The sequence below is a fragment of the Qipengyuania sp. genome, from assembly GCF_042095715.1.
In the GTDB taxonomy this organism is placed as follows: Bacteria; Pseudomonadota; Alphaproteobacteria; order Sphingomonadales; family Sphingomonadaceae; genus Qipengyuania.
Map to the genome: position 1 here is coordinate 1 of NZ_JBELMO010000063.1, position 18,912 is coordinate 18,912.

At 64.6% G+C, this 18,912-nt stretch carries 16 protein-coding genes; 13 read left to right on the top strand and 3 right to left on the bottom strand.

Translation table 11 applies throughout. The features are described from left to right. The 7 genes from ACFDTG_RS13060 to ACFDTG_RS13090 all read left to right on the top strand — a co-directional run. On the top strand, window positions 1–204 hold a 204-nt coding region (locus tag ACFDTG_RS13060; RefSeq protein WP_375291473.1), incomplete at its 5' end, for a thiamine phosphate synthase. A gap of 32 nt (window positions 205–236) precedes the next feature. After that, window positions 237–2,585 carry a DNA translocase FtsK 4TM domain-containing protein gene (locus ACFDTG_RS13065; RefSeq protein WP_375291474.1) on the top strand — a complete coding sequence of 783 codons (2,349 nt, stop codon included), beginning with the start codon at window positions 237–239 and terminating at the stop codon, window positions 2,583–2,585. Between the two features lie 120 nt (window positions 2,586–2,705). Beyond that, window positions 2,706–5,303: a TonB-dependent receptor plug domain-containing protein gene (locus ACFDTG_RS13070; RefSeq protein ID WP_375291475.1), complete on the top strand. Its 2,598-nt coding sequence runs from the start codon at window positions 2,706–2,708 to the stop codon at window positions 5,301–5,303. A gap of 70 nt (window positions 5,304–5,373) precedes the next feature. Beyond that, window positions 5,374–6,915 carry a DUF389 domain-containing protein gene (locus ACFDTG_RS13075; RefSeq protein WP_375291476.1) on the top strand — a complete coding sequence of 514 codons (1,542 nt, stop codon included), beginning with the start codon at window positions 5,374–5,376 and terminating at the stop codon, window positions 6,913–6,915. 102 nt (window positions 6,916–7,017) lie between these two features. Then, on the top strand, window positions 7,018–8,139 hold the full coding sequence (ald, locus tag ACFDTG_RS13080) for an alanine dehydrogenase (protein WP_375291477.1): 1,122 nt from the start codon (window positions 7,018–7,020) through the stop codon (window positions 8,137–8,139). Window positions 8,140–8,283: 144 nt separating this feature from the next. After that, on the top strand, window positions 8,284–8,505 hold the full coding sequence (locus tag ACFDTG_RS13085) for a hypothetical protein (protein ID WP_375291478.1): 222 nt from the start codon (window positions 8,284–8,286) through the stop codon (window positions 8,503–8,505). Between the two features lie 31 nt (window positions 8,506–8,536). Next, on the top strand, window positions 8,537–9,991 hold the full coding sequence (locus ACFDTG_RS13090) for a diguanylate cyclase (RefSeq protein WP_375291479.1): 1,455 nt from the start codon (window positions 8,537–8,539) through the stop codon (window positions 9,989–9,991). On the opposite strand, the gene ACFDTG_RS13095 is transcribed toward ACFDTG_RS13090, so the two are convergent. From ACFDTG_RS13095 to ACFDTG_RS13105, 3 genes are read right to left on the bottom strand one after another with little or no spacing between them, the layout of a single operon-like run. Next, window positions 9,976–10,377 carry an acyl-CoA thioesterase gene (locus ACFDTG_RS13095; protein WP_375291480.1) on the bottom strand — a complete coding sequence of 134 codons (402 nt, stop codon included), beginning with the start codon at window positions 10,375–10,377 and terminating at the stop codon, window positions 9,976–9,978. The genes ACFDTG_RS13090 and ACFDTG_RS13095 overlap by 16 nt on opposite strands. Then, window positions 10,374–10,985, bottom strand: coding sequence for an HAD family hydrolase (locus ACFDTG_RS13100; RefSeq protein WP_375291481.1), 612 nt, complete (start codon window positions 10,983–10,985; stop codon window positions 10,374–10,376). Before ACFDTG_RS13100 ends, ACFDTG_RS13095 begins: the two co-directional genes overlap by 4 nt. Further along, window positions 10,982–13,060, bottom strand: a complete 2,079-nt coding sequence (locus ACFDTG_RS13105) for a S9 family peptidase (RefSeq protein ID WP_375291482.1) — start codon at window positions 13,058–13,060, stop codon at window positions 10,982–10,984. The genes ACFDTG_RS13100 and ACFDTG_RS13105 overlap by 4 nt, the downstream gene beginning before the upstream one ends. 38 nt (window positions 13,061–13,098) lie before the next feature. On the opposite strand from ACFDTG_RS13105, the gene ACFDTG_RS13110 reads away from it, so the two are divergent. The 6 genes from ACFDTG_RS13110 to ACFDTG_RS13135 all read left to right on the top strand — a co-directional run bounded on the left by ACFDTG_RS13110 (window position 13,099) and on the right by ACFDTG_RS13135 (window position 18,813). Then, window positions 13,099–14,940, top strand: coding sequence for an aminopeptidase P family protein (locus tag ACFDTG_RS13110; RefSeq protein WP_375291483.1), 1,842 nt, complete (start codon window positions 13,099–13,101; stop codon window positions 14,938–14,940). Between the two features lie 71 nt (window positions 14,941–15,011). Then, a complete protein-coding gene (locus ACFDTG_RS13115; RefSeq protein ID WP_375291484.1) occupies window positions 15,012–15,398 on the top strand; it encodes a VOC family protein in 387 nt (128 codons plus the stop codon). A 21-nt stretch (window positions 15,399–15,419) separates the two neighbouring features. Beyond that, window positions 15,420–15,836 carry a cupin domain-containing protein gene (locus ACFDTG_RS13120; protein ID WP_375291485.1) on the top strand — a complete coding sequence of 139 codons (417 nt, stop codon included), beginning with the start codon at window positions 15,420–15,422 and terminating at the stop codon, window positions 15,834–15,836. 265 nt (window positions 15,837–16,101) lie between these two features. Further along, the gene (locus tag ACFDTG_RS13125; protein WP_375291486.1) at window positions 16,102–16,581 is read left to right on the top strand and encodes an EF-hand domain-containing protein; all 480 of its coding nucleotides are present in this window, start codon (window positions 16,102–16,104) and stop codon (window positions 16,579–16,581) included. A gap of 53 nt (window positions 16,582–16,634) precedes the next feature. Next, on the top strand, window positions 16,635–17,381 hold the full coding sequence (locus ACFDTG_RS13130; protein ID WP_375291487.1) for a response regulator: 747 nt from the start codon (window positions 16,635–16,637) through the stop codon (window positions 17,379–17,381). Window positions 17,382–17,400: 19 nt separating this feature from the next. After that, on the top strand, window positions 17,401–18,813 hold the full coding sequence (locus ACFDTG_RS13135) for an ATP-binding protein (protein WP_375291488.1): 1,413 nt from the start codon (window positions 17,401–17,403) through the stop codon (window positions 18,811–18,813). Window positions 18,814–18,912 lie beyond the last annotated feature (99 nt).

Genomic DNA, 18,912 nt, shown 5'->3' on the forward strand with positions numbered 1-18,912 from the left:
GATGGCATCTTCCTCTCGCCTGTTTTTGCCACCCGCTCGCATCCCGGCGCGCCAAGGCTGGGCGTCGACGGTTTCCGCGCCCTTGCGCGCCGCTCGCCCATTCCCGTGATCGCGCTCGGCGGGATGACCGCAGCCCGCGCGCGCGCGCTCGACTGGCCCCGCTGGGCTGCCATCGACGCGTTCGCTCCGTCGCAGGAATCTTGACGGGGGACTCGCAGGCCATCCATACTGGCGCGATGGCCACCCGCGCAGTTTCCCCGCCCGACTGGAAGGCGACCTTCCGCCGCTCGCTCGCCCGTGCGGGCGAGATATTGGGTGCGGGGCTGCTGGCGCTGCTGCTTGTCTTTCTTGCGCTGTCGCTGGCCAGTTTCTCGCAGACCGATCCCAGTCCTTCGACGGCGGCGGGTTACGACAATATCCGCAACTGGATGGGGGCGCCGGGTGCCTGGGCCAGCGATACGGTGCTGGGATGGTTCGGCTTGCCAGCGATCCTGCTCCTGCCGCTTCTCTACGTCGGGGCGCGGCGGCTCTGGCTGGAGGTGGAAACCGATGGGGAGGCAGAGAACGGCGCGTGGTGGCGGCCGCTCGGCATGCTGGTGCTGGCGATCATCCTGCTCGGTACGGTGCTTTCGCTGCTGTTCGAAGATACGCAGCTCAATCTGCCGGCCGGTGTCGGCGGGCTGGCCGGGCTGCTGGGCGCGCGCGGGATAGAGGCGGTAGCGAGCCGCTTCGGCGGTTTGGCGGAGGGATGGATCGTCGCGGCGCTCGCGCTTGCGGCACTGGGCGGAGGTGCGGCGCTTGCCGCCAAGGTCTTCGCCTTCGATTTCGCGCGCTTCTTCACGCTGCCGGACTTTCTGCGCCGCCGCGGCCGCCCGGTTGCGGAAGACGAAGGCGTGCCGCTTCCCGGCAAACGCAAGCCTGCGCGCAGCAGCGCCGCCGCCCCCGCCGCGGAAGAGCGCGATGGCGAGCCGATGGCAGTTACACCGCGCCGCGCGCCCGAGATTCCCGATCCCGCGGCCGCGCCTCGCAGGGCGGCCGCCGCCAAGCCCAAGCAGCGCGACATGTTCGCGGATCACGAATTGCCCGGTCTCGACCTGCTGGCGCCCGTGCCCGAAGAACAGGTGGTCAAGCTCGACAAGCTGGCGCTGGAACGCAACGCGCGACTGCTCGAAACCGTGCTCGACGATTTCAAGATCAATGGCGAGATCACTGCCGTGCGCGCCGGCCCGGTCGTGACCATGTACGAACTGGAACCAGCGCCGGGCATCAAGGCCAGCCGCATCGTGGGTCTGGCGGACGATATCGCCCGCAACATGAGCGCGATTTCCGCGCGCGTATCCCCGATTCCGGGCAAGACGGTGATGGGTATCGAACTGCCCAACGCCGACCGCCAGATGGTCAGCTATCGCGAACTGGTCGAAAGCGCGGCCTTTGCCGATCACAAGGGATCGCTCCCGATCATCCTGGGCAAGGATATCGCGGGCGAACCGATCATCGCCGATCTGGCCGCCATGCCGCACCTGCTGGTCGCGGGTACCACCGGATCGGGCAAATCGGTCGGGCTCAACGCCATTCTGCTGAGCCTGCTTTATCGCTTCACGCCTGCCGAATGCCGCCTGATCCTGATTGATCCCAAGGTGCTGGAGCTCAAGACCTACGACGATATTCCGCACCTTCTCAGCCCGGTGGTGACGGAGCCCGCCAAGTCCATCCGCGCGCTCAAATGGGCGGTCGAAGAGATGGAGAAGCGCTACCGGATGATGTCGAGCGTCAATTCGCGCAACATCGCCGGCTTCAACGAGAAGGTGAAGACCGCCATTGCCAAGGGCGCCCCGCTGGGCCGCCGGGTGCAGACCGGTTTCGACCCCGAGACCGGCGAGGAGCTCTACGAGGAAGAGCAGCTCGATTACGAGGTTCTGCCGCAGATCGTGCTGATCGTGGACGAGCTGGCGGACCTCATGGTCACCGTGGGCAAGGAGATCGAGGTCCTGATCCAGCGCCTCAGCCAGAAAAGCCGCGCCGCGGGCATCCACCTTATCATGGCGACCCAGCGCCCCTCGGTCGACGTCATCACCGGCGTTATCAAGGCAAACCTGCCCACCCGCATCAGCTTCAAGGTCACTTCGCGGATCGACAGCCGCACGATCCTGGGCGAGCAGGGCGCCGAACAGCTGCTGGGCAAGGGCGACATGCTCTACAAGCCCAACACCGGCGCGATGATCCGCGTGCATGGCCCCTTCGTCAGTGACGAGGAGGTGGAGCGGGTGGCCGATCACTGGCGCGCGCAGGGCGAACCTGCCTATGTCGATGCCGTAACCGAAGAGCCGGAGGACGGCGGCGGCTTCGGGTTCGAAGACGAGCTTACGGCATCGGACAACCCGGAAGAGCGCAAATACCGCCAGGCCTGCCAGATCGTATTCGAAAACCAGAAGGCGAGCGGAAGCTGGCTGCAACGCCAGATGGGCGTTGGCTACAACACCGCGGCCAAGTGGATCGAGCGGATGGAAGAAGACGGCCTTGTCGGCCCGGCCAACCACGTTGGCCGGCGCGAGGTCTATCGCGATGCGAACGGGAATCCGCTTTAAAACCACGAATGTGACAGATTTGTCGCAAATGCCGATATTTCGTTAGATCGCCGCTAAATATTATTATCAAATGTTTCGTGACGGCCATATTTCCAGCGTGATTTTACGCTGGAGTTCGTCATGAGAATTCGTCCTTCACTGCTTGCCTGCTCGGCCCTTCTGACCGTCTCGCCCATGTTTCTGGCTCCGCTGGCCGCCCAAAGTTCGGACCTGCCGGAAACAACCGCTGAAGGGGAAGCGACCCCGCAAGAGCAGATTATCGTGACGGGCACGCGCCGTTCGGACCGTACGGTGGCCGATAGCCCGGTTCCAATCGACGTGATTGGCGGGGAGGCGCTCAACAACTCCGGCTATACCGAAACCAACAAGGTTTTGAACCAGCTGGTTCCCAGCTTCAATTTCCCGCAGCCTTCGATCACGGATGGTACGGATGCCTTGCGGCCCGCAACGCTTCGCGGACTGGCGCCAGACCAGACGCTCGTGCTGGTGAATGGCAAGCGCCGGCATACGTCGGCCCTGTTGAACCTCAACGGATCGGTGGGGCGCGGCTCGGCAGCGGTCGATCTGAACACGATCCCCCCGATCGCCATCGAGCGTATCGAAGTGCTGCGCGACGGCGCATCCTCGCAATATGGCTCGGATGCCATCGCCGGCGTCATCAACGTCCAGCTTCGCAAGAGCGAGGGCGGCCGTGCGCAGGCGACCTATGGCAAATACGTGACCACCATGGACGGCGTGTTGCAGCAGAGCGGCCCGATTCTTGGTAGCAACGGGCAACCCCTTCTCGATCCGAATGCAGGTGCGGGGGATGTCTACCAGCTTTCCAGCGATGGAGAGGAGAGAGATCGCCGGGACGGCGGCATCCTGACGCTGGCCGCCAACATGGCCCTGCCGGTGGGGCCGAACGGCTATCTCAATCTGACCGCGCAATATCAGGATCGGGATCCGACGAACCGCTCGGCCGCAGATCCACGGCGGCAATATCCGCTCGTGGGCGGGCTCGTCGATCCGCGCGAAGCGAGTTTCGATCGGTACAACCATCGCTACGGCGACGCTGCGACCACCGATTATACCCTGTTCGTCAACGCGGGTTACGAGATCACGCCCGATGTCGAGTTCTATACCTTCGGCAGCTATGGCGTGCGCGACGCGGAGAGCGCCGGGTTCTACCGAAGGGCCAACGATTCCCGGAACCGCAATTTCAGCGCTTCCACGACGACATTCGTGCCTTTCTACCCCGACGGGTTCCTGCCGCTCATCGTCTCGGAAATTCACGACGTCTCGGGTGCTGCCGGCCTGCGGGGCGACTTGAGCGGGTTCAATTACGATCTCTCGGTCGTTCACGGCGAGAACTCTTTCAATTTCTTCGTCGAGAATACCTTCAACACCTCGATCGGAGCGCCCAGCCAGCGCCGCTTCGATGCGGGCAAGCTTTCCTTCGGGCAGACGACGGTCAATCTGGACCTGCAGCAGACGTTCGATCTGGGCATCGGCGACGGTTTGTCGGTGGCGTTCGGTGGCGAATATCGCGACGAAAACTTCAAGATCGAGGCAGGCGATCCGCAAAGCTACCAGGCTGGTCCCTTTGCCGCTTCGCCTTTCAACGCGCCCGCCGGCGCCCAGGTGTTTCCTGGTTTCCGCCCGGCCAACGAAGTTGACGCCAGCCGCGATTCCAAGGCCGCCTATATCGAACTGGAAAGCAAGCTGTTCGATCTGCTGACCGTGCAACTCGCCGGTCGGTACGAGGATTTCTCGGACTTCGGCGATACGCTGAATGGCAAGGTTGCCGCCCGGATCGAGCCCATCGACGGGATCGCGATTCGCGGATCGTTCTCGACCGGATTCAAGGCCCCGTCGCTGCACCAGCAGTTTTACGCAACCACCAGCACCAACAACGTCAACGGGACCCTAGTCGAGATCGGAACCTTCCCTGTCTCCAGCCCGGTCGCGGTGGCTTTGGGCTCACAACCCCTGAGCCCTGAGGAATCAACGAACTACTCCGTGGGTGCAACGCTTTCGCTGATCGATGGCCTGAACATCACTGCGGACTTCTATCGCATCGACATCGACGACCGGATCGTCATCACGGAAAATCTGCAGGGCGCGGCCGTGGTCGCGTTGTTGCAGGGTGCCGGGTTCAACAACATCACTTCGGCCCGCTTCTTCATCAACGGCATCGATACCAGGACGGAAGGCTATGAAATCGTCGGCACCTATCGTGTGCCCGATTTCGGTTTCGGCCGCGTGGCCCTGACCGCGGGTTTCAGCAAGAACGACACCGAAATCCGTGACCGTGCCATATTGCCCTCGCTTCCCGGCCTGACGCTCTTCGGTCGGCAGGAGTCCTTGCGTCTTACCGATGGGCAACCGAAGACGAAGATCAACCTTGGGGTCGATGTCGATTACGGTCCTGTCGGCGTGACCATGCGCGGCAATCGCTATGGCGAAGTCCTGATACCGGGTGCCGACGCGGCACGCGACCAGGTGTTGAGCGAGCAGTGGGTTGCCGACCTGGAGGTGCGAGGGCGCATTGCCGAGCGTTTCGAACTGGCACTGGGCGCGAACAACATCTTCGACAGCTATCCCGATCGTGTGCGCTTCGGCATCGTCGATGGGCAGAATTATGGCACCAACGGCTATTTCCTGCCCTACAGCTCGTTCTCGCCGGCAGGCTTCAACGGGCGTTTCCTCTACGTCCGGGGCAGTATCGATTTCTAAAGCTTCCCGGCTCGCCCCCGAGCTGAAATTCGGGGGCGACCTGCGTTTAATTGTGGGATAGGCGGCGCTGATGGCCGAAGCCGATACCGCCTTGCCCGCCCGGCACCATCGCGTGCAGCCTGTCGCTGCGGCGTGGATGGCGCTGAAGGCGTGGTGGAACCAGGATGTGCGCGATGGCATCGACCGCGGCAATGTGCTGCGGCGCGTCGCCAGCGAAAGCGCGAGCACACCGCGTTATATCTTCATGATCTGCATGTCGGCGGGGATCGCGATCCTCGGCATGCTGCTGTCCTCTCCCGCCGTGGTCATCGGCGCGATGCTGCTGTCGCCACTGATGGGCCCGATTCTGGGGGCCGGCTTCGCGCTGGCGGAAGGCAAGTTCATCTGGCTGCGGCTGTGCGCCAAGGCGCTGTTCGTCGGCACGCTGGTGGCAATCCTGTTCTGCGCCTTCATCGTCTTCGTATCACCGCTTCAGACCGTTACCGAGGAGATCGCCTCGCGCACGCGGCCCAATCTGTTCGATCTGCTGGTGGCGCTGTTTTCCTCGCTGGCGGGCAGCTATGCCATGATCCGCGGGCGCGAGGGCACCATCGTGGGTGTCGCCATCGCTACCGCCCTGATGCCCCCGCTGGCGGCGGTCGGCTTCGGCCTCGCGACCTGGAACTGGACCGTGTTCCAGGGCGCGCTGATGCTGTTCATCACCAACCTGCTCACCATCGCGCTCACAGCGACGGTGATGGCACGGCTGTACGGCTTCAAGCGCACTCACAATTCGCGCAACGGATTGCTGCAGAACCTCGGCATCCTGGCGATCTTCGTCCTTCTGGCGATTCCGCTGGGACTTTCGCTGCAACAGATCGCGTGGGAGGCGAACGGACGCCGGATCGTGACGCGCGTGATAGAGGATCGCTTCGACCTGCGTTCGCGGATCGATCAGCTTTCCATCGACTGGGACGCCGAGCCGCTGCAGATCACGGCATCGGTTCTGACGCCCGAATTCCAGCCGGACGCGGGCGAAGCGGCAACGCGCATCCTTTCGCGCGATCTGGGCGTTCCGGTCGAAGTTGCGATCAACCAGTTTCAGGTCAGCGCCGATCCCGGTGCCGCCGAACAGGCCGCCCTGGCGCAGGCCCGCCAGCGCGAACAGAGCGAGGCAGCCCAGCGCGCGACGCAATCGCTGGTCTCCGAACTGGCCCTGGCTGCCGGGGTCGACCGCGACGAGGTCGTGGTCGATGGCGACAAGCGCCGGGTCATGGCGTCCGCGCGGCCCCTCTCCGGTTTGACTCTGGAGGGTTATCGCGAGCTCGAGAACCGGGTGGCCAGCGGAACGCAGGACTGGACGGTCCAGTTGCGACCGCCTCTGCTGGACTTGCCTTCCATCGCGCTGGATGACAACGCGCCCACCCAGGCCGGGGCGGAAGCGATACGGGTGATCGACTGGGCGGCCAGGCGCACGGGCGTGCCAATCGAACTGATCGGGCCGGCGGACGCACTCGATACCGCGATCGAACAGTTGGGCGAGGGTCTCGACATACGCCGTGTAGAGCGCAGCGGGGCCGAACAAATTACTGCTCGCTGGGCCGTCGCACCTTCCGGCACGGATCGAGAATGATCGGAGGCTATGGTTCAGGCCCTGACAGGCTATGAACTCGCCAAGCCAGCAGTTGCGCGAAGCTGGTTACAGACGTAACGGATCCCGCGAAAAGGAGATCGTATGCGCGTCGGCTGCCCCAAGGAAATCAAGAACCACGAATACCGCGTCGGCCTGACTCCGGAAAGCGCGGGCGAGCTTGTCCATCAGGGCCACGAAGTGTGGATCGAAAGCGGCGCGGGCAATGGCATCGGTGCCTATGATGCCGAGTACAAGGCCGCCGGAGCCACAATCGTGGACGGCCCGGATCCCATCTTCGCCGAATGCGAGATGGTGGTAAAGGTCAAGGAACCGCAGGCGGTCGAACGCGCCAAGCTGCGGCGCGACCAGATCCTCTATACCTATCTGCACTTGGCGCCCGATCCCGAACAGACGCGGGATCTGGTCGAAAGCGGGGTGACAGCGATCGCCTATGAAACGGTGACGGGGCCGGGCAACAGCCTCCCGCTGCTCAAGCCCATGAGCCAGGTCGCCGGGCGCATGAGCATCCAGGCGGGTGCCACCGCCCTGGAGAAGGCACATGGCGGGCGCGGCGTGCTGCTGGGCGGCGTCCCGGGCGTTCTGCCCGGCAAGGTTACTGTCATCGGCGGCGGCGTCGTAGGCTTCAACGCGGCGCAGATGGCGGTGGGGCTGGGTGCCGATGTCACCATCATGGACCGCGACCCCGAAGTTCTCGAAAAGCTTGGCATCCATTTCGAAAGTCGCGCCAAGACGCGGTTTTCCAACAAGGCTAATCTCGAGGACGAGGTGGCAAACGCGGATCTGGTCATCGGCGCGGTTCTGATCCCAGGGGCGGCGGCACCCAAGCTGGTGACCCGCGAGATGCTCAAGACGATGCAGCCGGGAAGCGTGCTCGTCGATGTCGCGATCGATCAGGGCGGCTGCTTTGAAACCAGCAAGGCCACCACCCATGCCGATCCGACCTATGTGATCGATGAAGTGGTGCATTACTGCGTGGCCAACATGCCGGGCGCGGTTGCCCGCACCAGCACCTATGCGCTCAACAATGTCACGCTGCCGCATGCGCTTCGCATCGCGCAGCTTGGCTGGCGCGGTGCCCTGCAGGCCAATCCGCACCTGGCCGAAGGCCTTAACGTTCACGCCGGGCAAGTTACCTACCGCGCCGTGGCGGAGGAACTCGGCTACGACTATCTCCCCGTTAACGAAGCGATGACCCAGACCTGAAATCTTTACGTTTCGTTAACCTTTGCACTTTTAGAGTGTGAGGGTGGAGATTGAGAGTGTGTGGGGGCACGAAACAAGGTGACGGGAAAGCCGGCGAAGGTCGCCGATCATTTCTTTAGGACAGTCGTTGCGGCCTTAGCCAGGGTGCTCCCCAGGCTGCCGCTGGTCGCGTTGCTATTGGCTCTCCCTACGTTGCTGGCGCCCGTGCAGGCGCAGACCGCGCCCCAATGCATCGCCGCTTCGAATACCGGCGAAAGTCTTGAGCGTGTCGCCGCGTCGCCCGAACGGTGGGACTGCCGGGCGAGGGCGGCCGCGCTCGGGCCGGAGCGCGTCGTGCTGCGGCTCGATGCGCCTGCAGGGGGGTAAGTCCGCACGGTTTTTCACGACGCGGCCATCCTTGTTCGACGCGATTACCCTAGCCGTGGTACGGGGCGACAGGATCGTTGCCGAGAGGCGGTACGAGGCCTCGGACCTGATCGGCGGCAACAGCAGCAGGATGCTGATCTTGCCCGTTCCGCAGGCCGAGGGTTCGTTCGACAGCGTGCTCGCCGCCTTCGACGGTCCGACCTCACGCGGTCTGTTCACGGACGCGTCGCTGGAAGCCGACAATCCGTCACAAAGGCCGGAGGCGCTGACCAGCCTGCTGTTGGCCGCGATCGTGTGCGGAATCCTGCTGATGCCGCTGGCCTTCAATTTCGCCTTCTATCGGGTTTTGAAGGAGCGGTTCCTGATCTGGCATCTGGTCGTTTCCCTCGGCCTGCTGCTCCAGTGCCTGCTGACCTCAGGCGTCGTGGGGCATTTCGTCGAACTATCCTTGTACGTCTATTCGCGACTGATCGTCTTGAGCCTGGGGATCAGCATCAGCGCTGCGCTCGGATTTGCTGCGGCGTTCATCGAGCCCGACCGGCTGGACCCGCGCATCCGCAAGGCGCTGTATATCTGCGCCTGGCAGGTTATCGGCGTATCGCTGCTGCATGCGTTTTTTCCCGACGTAATGCGCGGAGTTCAGACCTCCCTTTATTATGCCAGCTTCGTTCCCGCGATGGTTCTCTTCGTCGTCTCCATGGTCGATGCCATCCGGCGCAAGAGCCGGGCCGTCCGGTTCCAGATCGTCGCCTGGACGCCGTTCTTCGCCATGGGGGTGATCCGCGTCGTGACCATGCTCAATACCAGCGTGGCGCAGCAAGAGGCGATGCAGCTGTTCTACTTCGCCATGGTCATCGAAAGCATCGCCACGTCCCTGGGGGTTGCTGATCGCTTCATGACGATCAAGCAGCAGCGCGACCGCGCGGTCTCCCATGCCCACTCGATGACCCAGCTCAGCGAGCGCGACGCCCTGACGGGACTTTATAACCGCCGGGTGCTTGAGGGGCATCTCCAGGGGCTCGAACGCCAGGGATTTACCGGCTTCGCGGTGATCGACCTCGATAACTTCAAGCGCGTCAACGACACCCACGGCCATGCGCTGGGAGATACGGTTCTATCGGTCGCGGCGTCCGTCTTTGAGGGCGACCCGGATACCGTCGCGGTGCGGCTGGGCGGGGAGGAATTTCTACTTCTCCTGCGCGGCAACCATGTCGCCAGCCGGGTCGAACGGATGCGCGAAGCGATCCCGGTGCGGATCGCCCGCGAGGTTGCTGCTCTCGAAATGCTGGTCACGGCCAGCGCCGGCCTGATCGAGAGTGGCGAGCGGTCCACGCTCAAGCTACCGTTCGAGGAACTCTACAGGCTCGCCGACAGTCTGCTCTACGAAGCCAAGCACAATGGCCGCAACCTGCTCTCCTCGCGCACGCTGGACCTGGCGTGCGATGAAGACCGCTCACCAAGGGCGGTCGCTCAGCTCGCTGGATAGAACGGCGCGGCAATCTCGGGCCGGATGCGATGCAGCCGGCCGGATTCGCGCTCGATCATCGCCCAGGTCGAACGGACGGCCACCAGCAGCTTGCCGGTCTCGTCGCGGAAATCGACGCAGCGGTCGAAGCGCGCGCCCTTGGGCGGATCGGGGATATAGGTCACCGCATTCACCCGCGCGCTTTCGCCCACATTGCCGCGATAGTCGATCTCGTGCCGGGTCACGACCCAGATGAAGCGATCGACATGGGCGGGGTCGGCAGCGGCCCGCCAGTGTTCGACCGCGATGTCCTGCACCCAGCGCACCCATACGGCGTTGTTGACGTGGCCCAGCTCGTCGATGTCCTCGGGCCGGGCAATGAACGTCCTGGCGTGGCTGTTGCTCACACTGCGATTCCCAACGAGGCGAGATCGGCCTCGGCCTGCTCGGCCGTGGTGAACAGGAAGGCTTGGATGCCCGCGTCCCTGGCTCCTTCGACATTGCGCGGGATGTCGTCGAAGAACACGGTCTCCTCGGCCTCAAGATCGTGGCTGTCGAGCAGGTGTCGGTAGATCAGCGGATCGGGCTTCAGCAACCCGACCTCGGCCGACACGGTGGCGCCTTCGAACAGCGGCCAGAACCGGTGCGTGTCCTTCAGATGCGCCACGATTTCGTGGACGTTGTCGGTCAGCGCGAACAGCCGGAACCCTGCGTCCTTCAGCCGGCGCATCAGCGCCTCGGTCCCGGCGATCGGCGCGAAGCTGTCATAGACCGCCACGAAGAAGCGCTCCGCCTCGTCCGCGTCCATCAGTCCTTCGGCCATATAGGCGCGCTTGGTATCCTCCACGCTCATCTCGCCGCGATTGAGCGCCAGCCAGATGTCGGTGGTGACGAACAGCGCCCGGCGCCGCTCCGCCGCCGTATCGCCCTCCAGACCGAAAGCGGCCTGGACGATCGCCAGAGAATCCCAGGTGACCAGCACATTGCCGATGTCGAAAACGATATTGCGGATCATGCTTCGAGCCCCAGCTGCCACAGGATGAACGCGTATTGTTCGGCCACTTCGCGGATGGATTCGAACCGCCCGGACTTGCCGCCGTGGCCCGCGCCCATGTTGATCTTGAGCAGCAATTCATTGCCGTCCGTTTTCAGTTCGCGCAGTTTCGCGGTCCACTTGGCGGGTTCCCAATAGGTTACGCGCGGATCGGTCAGCCCCCCGGTCACCATTATGGGCGGATAATCCTGCGCCACCACCTGATCGTAGGGCGAATAGCTGAGGATATAGGCGAAGACCTGCTTGGACGTGATGGGATCGCCCCATTCGGGCCATTCGCCCGGCGTCAGCGGCAGGCTTTCGTCGAGCATGGTGGCGAGGCAGTCCACGAAGGGCACATCGGCCACTACCGCGCCCCACAGTTCGGGGTCGGTATTGGCGACCACGCCCATCAGCTGCCCGCCCGCGCTGCCGCCGGCGATGCTGATCCGGCCCGCCTCGGTATGGCCGAGGGCGATCAGGCCCTTCGCCGCATCGACGAAATCGTTGAAGGTGTTCCAGCGCTCGTACCGTTTGCCCGCCAGATACCAGCTGCGGCCCATGTCGTCGCCGCCGCGGATATGCGCGATGGCGAAGGCCATGCCGCGATCGACCAGGCTCAGCCGCGTCACCGAAAATCCCGGGGGGTAGGCGATGCCATAGGCGCCATAGGCATAGAGATGGAGCGGGCCTCCGGCGGGACGATCCTTGCGCCGCATCACGCTGACCGGGATCTGTGTGCCGTCGCGCGCCGGGATCATCAGCCGCTCGGTGACATAGAGATCGGCGTCATAACCGCTGGGGATTTCCTGTTGCTTGAGCAGGTCCAGCGTCCCTGTCCGGGTGTCGTAGTCATAGACCGATCCGGGCGTGACCATGCTCTGATACGACAGCCTCAGGACATCGACCGCATATTCCATATTGTTGCCGAGACCCGCGACATAGCTCGCCTCGGGGAAGGCGATGGGCCTGGGCTTGGCATCGGCATAATCGTGCAGCCGGATCTGATCGAGGCCCTCCAGCCGCCCCTCGGTGACGAAGAAATCGGCATAGAGCTCGAAACCGTTGAGGTAGAATGCGTCCGATCCCTCGATCACCGTTGCCCACTCGCCGGGGTTCTCCAGCGGTGCCTTGGCGAGCCGGAAGTTCACATGCGAGTCGTTGGTGTGAACCCAAACCTCGCCGTCGCGCACATCGACATCGTATTCGACCCCGACTTCGCGCGGGCGGATGACGATCTGTTCGCCGGTGGGGTTGTCTGCGGGCACCAGCCGGACTTCGCTGGTCTCGTGATCGCCGGTGGAAACGATCAGCCAGTCTTCCTGCGCCGAAAGCCCGGCCTGCGCGCGGAACCCGCCGTCATCCTCGTGAAAGATCTCGACATCCTCGGACACCGGCGTGCCGAGGCGGTGGACGCGAATGCTGTCGGTCCGCCATTGCTCATTGGCGAGCGCATAGACCAGCGCCGTGTCGCCTTCGACCCATTCGATATTGCCCAGCGTGCCGGGGATCTCGTCGGCCAGCAGTTCGCCGGTCCGCAGATCCTTCACCTTGACCGTATAGCGCTCGCCCCCGTCGGTGTCGGTGGCATAGGCCAGCATGGTTCCATCGCGGGTGACGGCATATTGGCCTAAGCTGAAATATTCGTGCCCCTCGGCCAGCTGCACCTCGTCCAGCAGCAGCTCGTCCGCCGAGCCATCGTCCGTGGCCGCCAGCGGCTTGCGATAATGCTGCGGATATTGCGCGCCTTCTTCGAACTTGGTCCAGTAGAGATAGTCGCCGAACTTCTGCGGGACCGAACTGTCGTCTTCCTTGATGCGGCCCTTCATCTCCGCGAACAGCGTGTCCACCAGTCCCGAATGCGGCGCCATCCGCGCCTCGAACCAGGCATTTTCCGCCTTCAGATAGTCGAGGATTTCCGCGTCCTCCACCTTGGGATAGCCCGGATCGCGCAGCCAGTGATACGGGTCTTCGATGGTGATCCCGTGGTGCGAGTAGCTGAAGGGCTTTTTCGGGGCGGTGGGCGCGGTATGCGGCGCTGCGGTGGCATCGTTCATGGGTAGCCCCTATGTGGGATGCGAAAGGACCTCAAGCCATGCTCATGCACTCCACCGAAGCCCGCCTCAACGCCCTGCGCGACGAACTGACGGGGCGCGGCCTCGCCGGTTTCATCGTCCCCATCAGTGACGAGCACATGAGCGAGTACGTCGGCGATTATGCCCAGCGGTTGAAATGGCTGACCAATTTCGGCGGCTCGGCGGGATCGGCGGTCGTGCTGGCGGGGGATGGCTATACTGGCAAGGGCGCCGCCATGTTCACCGATGGCCGCTATACCGTACAGGTGCGCGAACAGGTGAACGGCGAGTTCTTCGATTACGAACCCGTGCCCGAATCGAGCCCCGCCGCCTGGATCGCGAAGCACGCGCCCAAGGGGGCGAAGATCGGCTACGACGCGTGGCTGCACGGCATCGAATGGGCGGAAAAGGCCGCTGCCGTTCTGGCGAAGAAAGGCATCGAACTGGTGCCCGTGGACGGCAACCCCATCGATGCCGTCTGGCAGGACCGGCCAGCGCCCTCCGCCGCGCCCGCGATGCCCTATGCCGACGAGCACGCGGGCCGGTCCAGCGCGGACAAGCGCGCCGCCATCGCCGACTGGCTGAAGGAGGAGGGATACGACGCGACCGCCGTGACGGCGCTCGATTCGGTCGCCTGGCTGCTCAACATTCGCGGCAAGGACGTGGAGAACACGCCCGTCGCGCTCTCCTACGTGCTGCTGAAGGCCGATGGCACCGCCGAACTGTTCATCGCGCCCGGCAAGGTGACGCCGGAGCTCATCAAGCATCTTGGCAACGCCGTGATCGTGCGCCCGCGCGACGAATTCGAACCCGCGCTGGCGGAGCTTTCGGGAAAGACCGTGGCGCTCGACACCGATCACGCGGTCGCCGGCATCTTTCAGGCGCTCGACCAGGCGGGTGCCCGTGTCGTGCGCGCCAAGGACCCGACGGTTCTGGCCAAGGCGATCAAGAACCCCGCCGAACAGCAGGGCCAGCGCGATGCCCAGGCGCGCGACGGCGCGGCGATCGTGAAGTTCCTGCGTTGGATCGAAATGAACGCGCCCAGCGGCGAGATCGACGAACTGACGGCGGCGGCCAAGCTGCGCGAGTTCCGCAACCTCGATGGGGACATGCGCGATTCCAGCTTCGACACCATCAGTGCCGCGGCGGGCCATGCCGCCCTGCCGCATTACAAGGTGGACGAAGACAGCAATATCCCGATCCCGCCCAGCAGCATTTTCCTGTGCGATTCGGGCGGCCAGTACAACGGCAGCTTCGGCGGTGGCACCACCGACATCACCCGCACCGTTTGGGTCGGGCCCGGCGAACCCACCGCCGAGATGATCGATCGCAACACCCGCGTGCTCAAGGGGCATATCGAACTTTCCCGCGCCACTTTCCCGGCGGGCACCAACGGCGGCCAGCTCGACACGCTGGCGCGCATGCATCTGTGGGCGGCGGGCGTGGATTATGGCCACGGCACCGGCCATGGCGTGGGCAGCTTTCTCGCCGTGCACGAAGGGCCGCAGCGCATTTCCAAATCGGGCGGGGCCTTCACCGGCACCGACACGCCGCTCGCCGCGGGCATGATCCTGTCCAACGAGCCGGGCTATTACAAACCCGGCGAATTCGGCATCCGGATCGAAAATCTGGTGCTGGTGGTCCCCGCCGAGATCGAGGGGCGGGAAGGCGACTGGCTGGGCTTCGAGACGCTGACCTTCGCGCCGCTGGACCGCAGGCTGGTCGATCCCGCCATGCTGACCGCGCAGGAGACGGCGTGGTGGAACGATTATCACGCGCAGGTTCTGGAAACCCTCTCCCCCCGTCTGGAAGGCGATGATCTCGACTGGCTGAAAGAGCAGTGCGCGCCGCTCGCAAAATAGGTTTGCTCAAGTCGATTTGTTCTCTTATTGTTCCAGTCGGTTCGTGAGTCGCTTCGGCTGGGAGATGGTGGATGATCGGTTACGTGACCTTGGGAACCAACGACCGCGAACGCGGGGCGAAGTTCTACGATGCGGTGTGCGCGGAGATGGGCGTCGGCCGGATGATGGAGGATGACCAGTTCATCGCCTGGGGCGCGCCCGGCGGCGGTGCGGGCATCGGGCTGACGACGCCCTTCGACGGCCAGACGGCGACGGTCGGAAACGGCGTGATGGTGGCCCTGGAAGCCAGGGACCGGGCGCAGGTCGACCGGATCTACCAGATCGCGCTGGCGAACGGCGGCAGCGACGAAGGCGCGCCCGGCGAACGCGGGCCAGGTTTCTACGCCGGCTATTTTCGCGATCCCGACGGCAACAAGCTCAACGCCTTTCTGATGGAACCCGGCGCCGGGGGTGGCTGAGGCTAGGGAAGGGGACTCACCATGACTGAAGCGCACCGGCTCGATGAAACCTTCATCCACCTCGGCCTCGGTGCCACGGCCGAAGCCCAGCCGCCGTTTACGGGTATGGACTGGTACGAGGGCTATGGCGCGCGCCATGGCGATGATGGGGCCGAAGGTCGGCTCGTTTCCCAATATACCTTCACCGAAAGCTGGGACAGCTGGGAAATGCATCCCGCCAGGGCTGAAGTGGTGATCTGCACGGCGGGCCGAATGATTCTGACCCAGGAATATGCGGACGGGCGCCGCGATACCGGGGCATTGGGCGCGGGGGACTATGCCATCAATCCGCCCGGGGTGTGGCACACCGCAGACGTCGAAGGCCCGGCCACGGCGATCTTCATCACGGCGGGCGAGGGTACCCAACACCGGCCACGCCGAGACGCGGCGTTGGCCTGACCTTAGTATGAACTTCCGGGTGAAAATTGGCGGAAATCGGCCGGATTGTCTGTAGGATTAACAGACCCGGCGCTTCGATACACGCTGCGACACTTTTGCCTGAAATCGGGATACTGCTGCGACAGTGCGGGCGTAGAAAGGCCAACATGAGCTGCGGCTGGAGCGGACCTCCCCTTCCCCCTCCCCCAAGTAGGTCGCCCGGTCGCAGCTCTTGCATCTCTTCAGCACCCCCCTCGATGCGCATGACAATCGGAGTATCGATCCCATGAACAAGCTGACTCTTCTCCTCTCCGCCGCCGCCGTTCTCGGCCTCGCCGGCACCGCCATCGCTGCGCCCGGACAGGCCCGCATGCCGCAGGGCGACATGACCCGCGCCCAGGCGGAACAGCGCGCCGAAACCCGCTTCGCCCGCATGGACGCCAATTCGGACGGCAAGCTCGATCAGGCGGACCGTGCCGCCATGCGCGACAAGATGTTCGCCCGCATAGATGCGGATGGAAACGGCCAGATCAGCCGCACCGAATTCGAGGCGATGGCCGGCAAGCAGCGCAAGGGCCAGCGCGGCAATCGCATGGGCGCGAACGGCGAGGTGACGAAGGCCGCCTTCGTGGATCGGGCCATCACCATGTTCGAACGCGCCGACGCCAACAAGGACGGCACCGTAACTCCGGCGGAGCGCAAGGCCGCCCGCGAAACCATGCGCAAGGCCTGGCAGGAACGCCGCGCCGCCGATCGGCAGGGATGATCGCATTCTAGGCGCTTGAAACCATGGAGCTCGGACGGCAAGACTCCAGCCCGATGGCTGCCGATGCGAACACACCCACCGAACTCCTCCTCGTCGATGACGAGGCGACCCTTCGCGAACCCCTGGCGGAATATCTCACCCGCCAGGGGTTCGTCGTGCGCGAGGCGGAGAGCGCCGCCGCCGCGCGCAGTGAACTGACGAACTGGTCCCCCGACCTGGTCCTGCTGGACATCATGATGCCGGGCGAGGACGGCCTCTCGCTGTGCCGCCACCTTGTCGAAGCGAAGCATCTCCCGGTCATCCTGCTGACCGCCAAGGACGAGGCAATGGACCGCATCGTCGGGCTGGAGATCGGCGCCGACGACTATGTGCCAAAGCCTTTCGAGCCGCGCGAGCTGGTGGCGCGCATCCGTTCCGTGCTGCGGCGCGCCTCTCGCGAGGCGACCACCCCGGGCGACGACGATGCCTTCGTCTACAGTTTCGAAGGCTGGGAACTGGACCCGCTCAAGCGCCGGCTTACCGATCCCGAAGGTGCGCTGATCGCCATCTCGACCGCCGAATTCCGGCTTCTCAAGGCGCTGGTGGATCACCCCCGGCAAGTGCTCGATCGCGACCGGCTGCTCGATATGGTGCAGGGCCGCGAGGCGCATCTGTTCGACCGCGCGGTGGACAACCAGGTCAGCCGGTTGCGGCGCAAGATCGAGGTGGACAGCCGCAATCCCGAACTGATCCAGACCGTGCGCGGCGGTGGCTATCGCCTCGCCGCGGATGTCGCCCGCATCACGCGACCCGACCGCTGAGCATGGCCGGAGCCTGAGCATGGCCGGCGCAACTCGCCGCACCTGGCCGCGCAGCCTGCTTGGCCAGACGCTGTTGGCGCTGGCGGTGGCGCTGCTGGGCGCGCAGGCGATCTACGCGACGCTGCTATACCGCGCCGCTGACGAACGGCGCGAAGTGGCGCTTGTAAACACCGCCGCCTTCGAACTCATCACCGGCCCGATGCGTCTCGCGCGGGCGGAAAACAGCCTCGGTTTCCAGCGCCGTGGCTTTGGCCGGGGCGGGCAACGCGCGGTCCCGCGTCAACTGCGCTATTCGCTCAGCGAAACCCCGCCCGAACGGGCAAACGAGCAACAACTGGTCGAGCGAGAGGAGGCGATAACCGAAGTCCTCGCTCGTCAGGGTGTCGGACTGACGGGCATTTCCGTGATCGAACGCTCCGCACTGTCCGATCCGCAGGTTGCCGCCGCAGCCGCCCGTTCGCCCCAGCTGCGCGAGCAAATTAGGACGCTGCGCCCCCGGATACTCGTGGTCGGCATCAAGCGTCAGGGATCCTCGGTGTGGGAGGTGGTGCGTCTTCCGGTGCCGCGCATGGACCGCGCGGTGATCGCCGGGCTGATCGTGCAGACGGTCATCCTGTTCGGCATGCTGATGGCCATCATGTACGGGGTGCTCAGGCGCCTGACCGGTCCGCTCGCCGCGCTGACCCGGCGAACCCAGCAGATCGCACGCCCCGGAACAAAGGCAACGCCTTTGCAACCGTCCGGCCCGGACGACATCGCCCTGCTCATCGCTGCGCACAACGCGATGGAAGCCCGGATCGGGGCGATGCTGGACGAGAAGGACGTGATGCTCGGCGCCATCGGCCATGACCTCAAGACCCCGCTCGCGGCGCTCAGGGTGCGGATCGAAAGCGTGGAGGACGATGCCCAGCGCTCCCGCATGGCCGCCACCATAGAGGATATCACGCGCACGCTGGACGAGATACTGGAACTGGCCCGCATCGGCCGCGCGAACAATCCGCCCGAACGCGCCGAACTGTCCGCACTGGCCGGATCGGTGGTGGAAGAGTTCGAGGACATGGGAGAGGATGTCGAGCTTGTCGACGGACCCCGCCTCAGCACCGAAGTCCACGTCACCTGGCTGAAACGCGCCCTGCGCAACCTCATATCCAATGCCCTTCGCTATGCCGGAAGCGCGCGCGTTTCGCTCGAAAGGTCGGGCGCGTGGATCGTGATCCGGGTGGAGGACGATGGGCCCGGGGTTCCCGAAGATCGCCTGGAAACGCTGATGCAGCCCTTCGTGCGCGGGGAGGGCAGCCGCAGCCGCTCGACCGGCGGCGCCGGGCTCGGGCTGACACTGGCGCGCGCCGTGGCCGAGGAGCGGGGCGGCACGCTGACCCTTGCGAACCGGCCTGAAGGCGGACTTGCCGCCACGCTGCGCCTCCCCGCCTGACCGCTATCGACGAGTGACATAGCCGATCCGACGAACGGCGTATTGGCTCTTGTGTTTGCGCGCCCATCGGTTCCTAGGCGGTTCGAACAGACTAGCAGG

Coding starts and splice junctions, on each gene's coding strand:
- ACFDTG_RS13065 (WP_375291474.1), top strand. CDS start 237: ATGGCCACCCGCGCAGTTTCCCCGCCCGACTGGAAGGCGACCTTCCGC.
- ACFDTG_RS13070 (WP_375291475.1), top strand. CDS start 2,706: ATGAGAATTCGTCCTTCACTGCTTGCCTGCTCGGCCCTTCTGACCGTC.
- ACFDTG_RS13075 (WP_375291476.1), top strand. CDS start 5,374: ATGGCCGAAGCCGATACCGCCTTGCCCGCCCGGCACCATCGCGTGCAG.
- ald (WP_375291477.1), top strand. CDS start 7,018: ATGCGCGTCGGCTGCCCCAAGGAAATCAAGAACCACGAATACCGCGTC.
- ACFDTG_RS13100 (WP_375291481.1), bottom strand. CDS start 10,985: ATGATCCGCAATATCGTTTTCGACATCGGCAATGTGCTGGTCACCTGG.
- ACFDTG_RS13105 (WP_375291482.1), bottom strand. CDS start 13,060: ATGAACGATGCCACCGCAGCGCCGCATACCGCGCCCACCGCCCCGAAA.
- ACFDTG_RS13110 (WP_375291483.1), top strand. CDS start 13,099: ATGCTCATGCACTCCACCGAAGCCCGCCTCAACGCCCTGCGCGACGAA.
- ACFDTG_RS13115 (WP_375291484.1), top strand. CDS start 15,012: ATGATCGGTTACGTGACCTTGGGAACCAACGACCGCGAACGCGGGGCG.
- ACFDTG_RS13120 (WP_375291485.1), top strand. CDS start 15,420: ATGACTGAAGCGCACCGGCTCGATGAAACCTTCATCCACCTCGGCCTC.
- ACFDTG_RS13125 (WP_375291486.1), top strand. CDS start 16,102: ATGAACAAGCTGACTCTTCTCCTCTCCGCCGCCGCCGTTCTCGGCCTC.
- ACFDTG_RS13130 (WP_375291487.1), top strand. CDS start 16,635: ATGGCTGCCGATGCGAACACACCCACCGAACTCCTCCTCGTCGATGAC.
- ACFDTG_RS13135 (WP_375291488.1), top strand. CDS start 17,401: ATGGCCGGCGCAACTCGCCGCACCTGGCCGCGCAGCCTGCTTGGCCAG.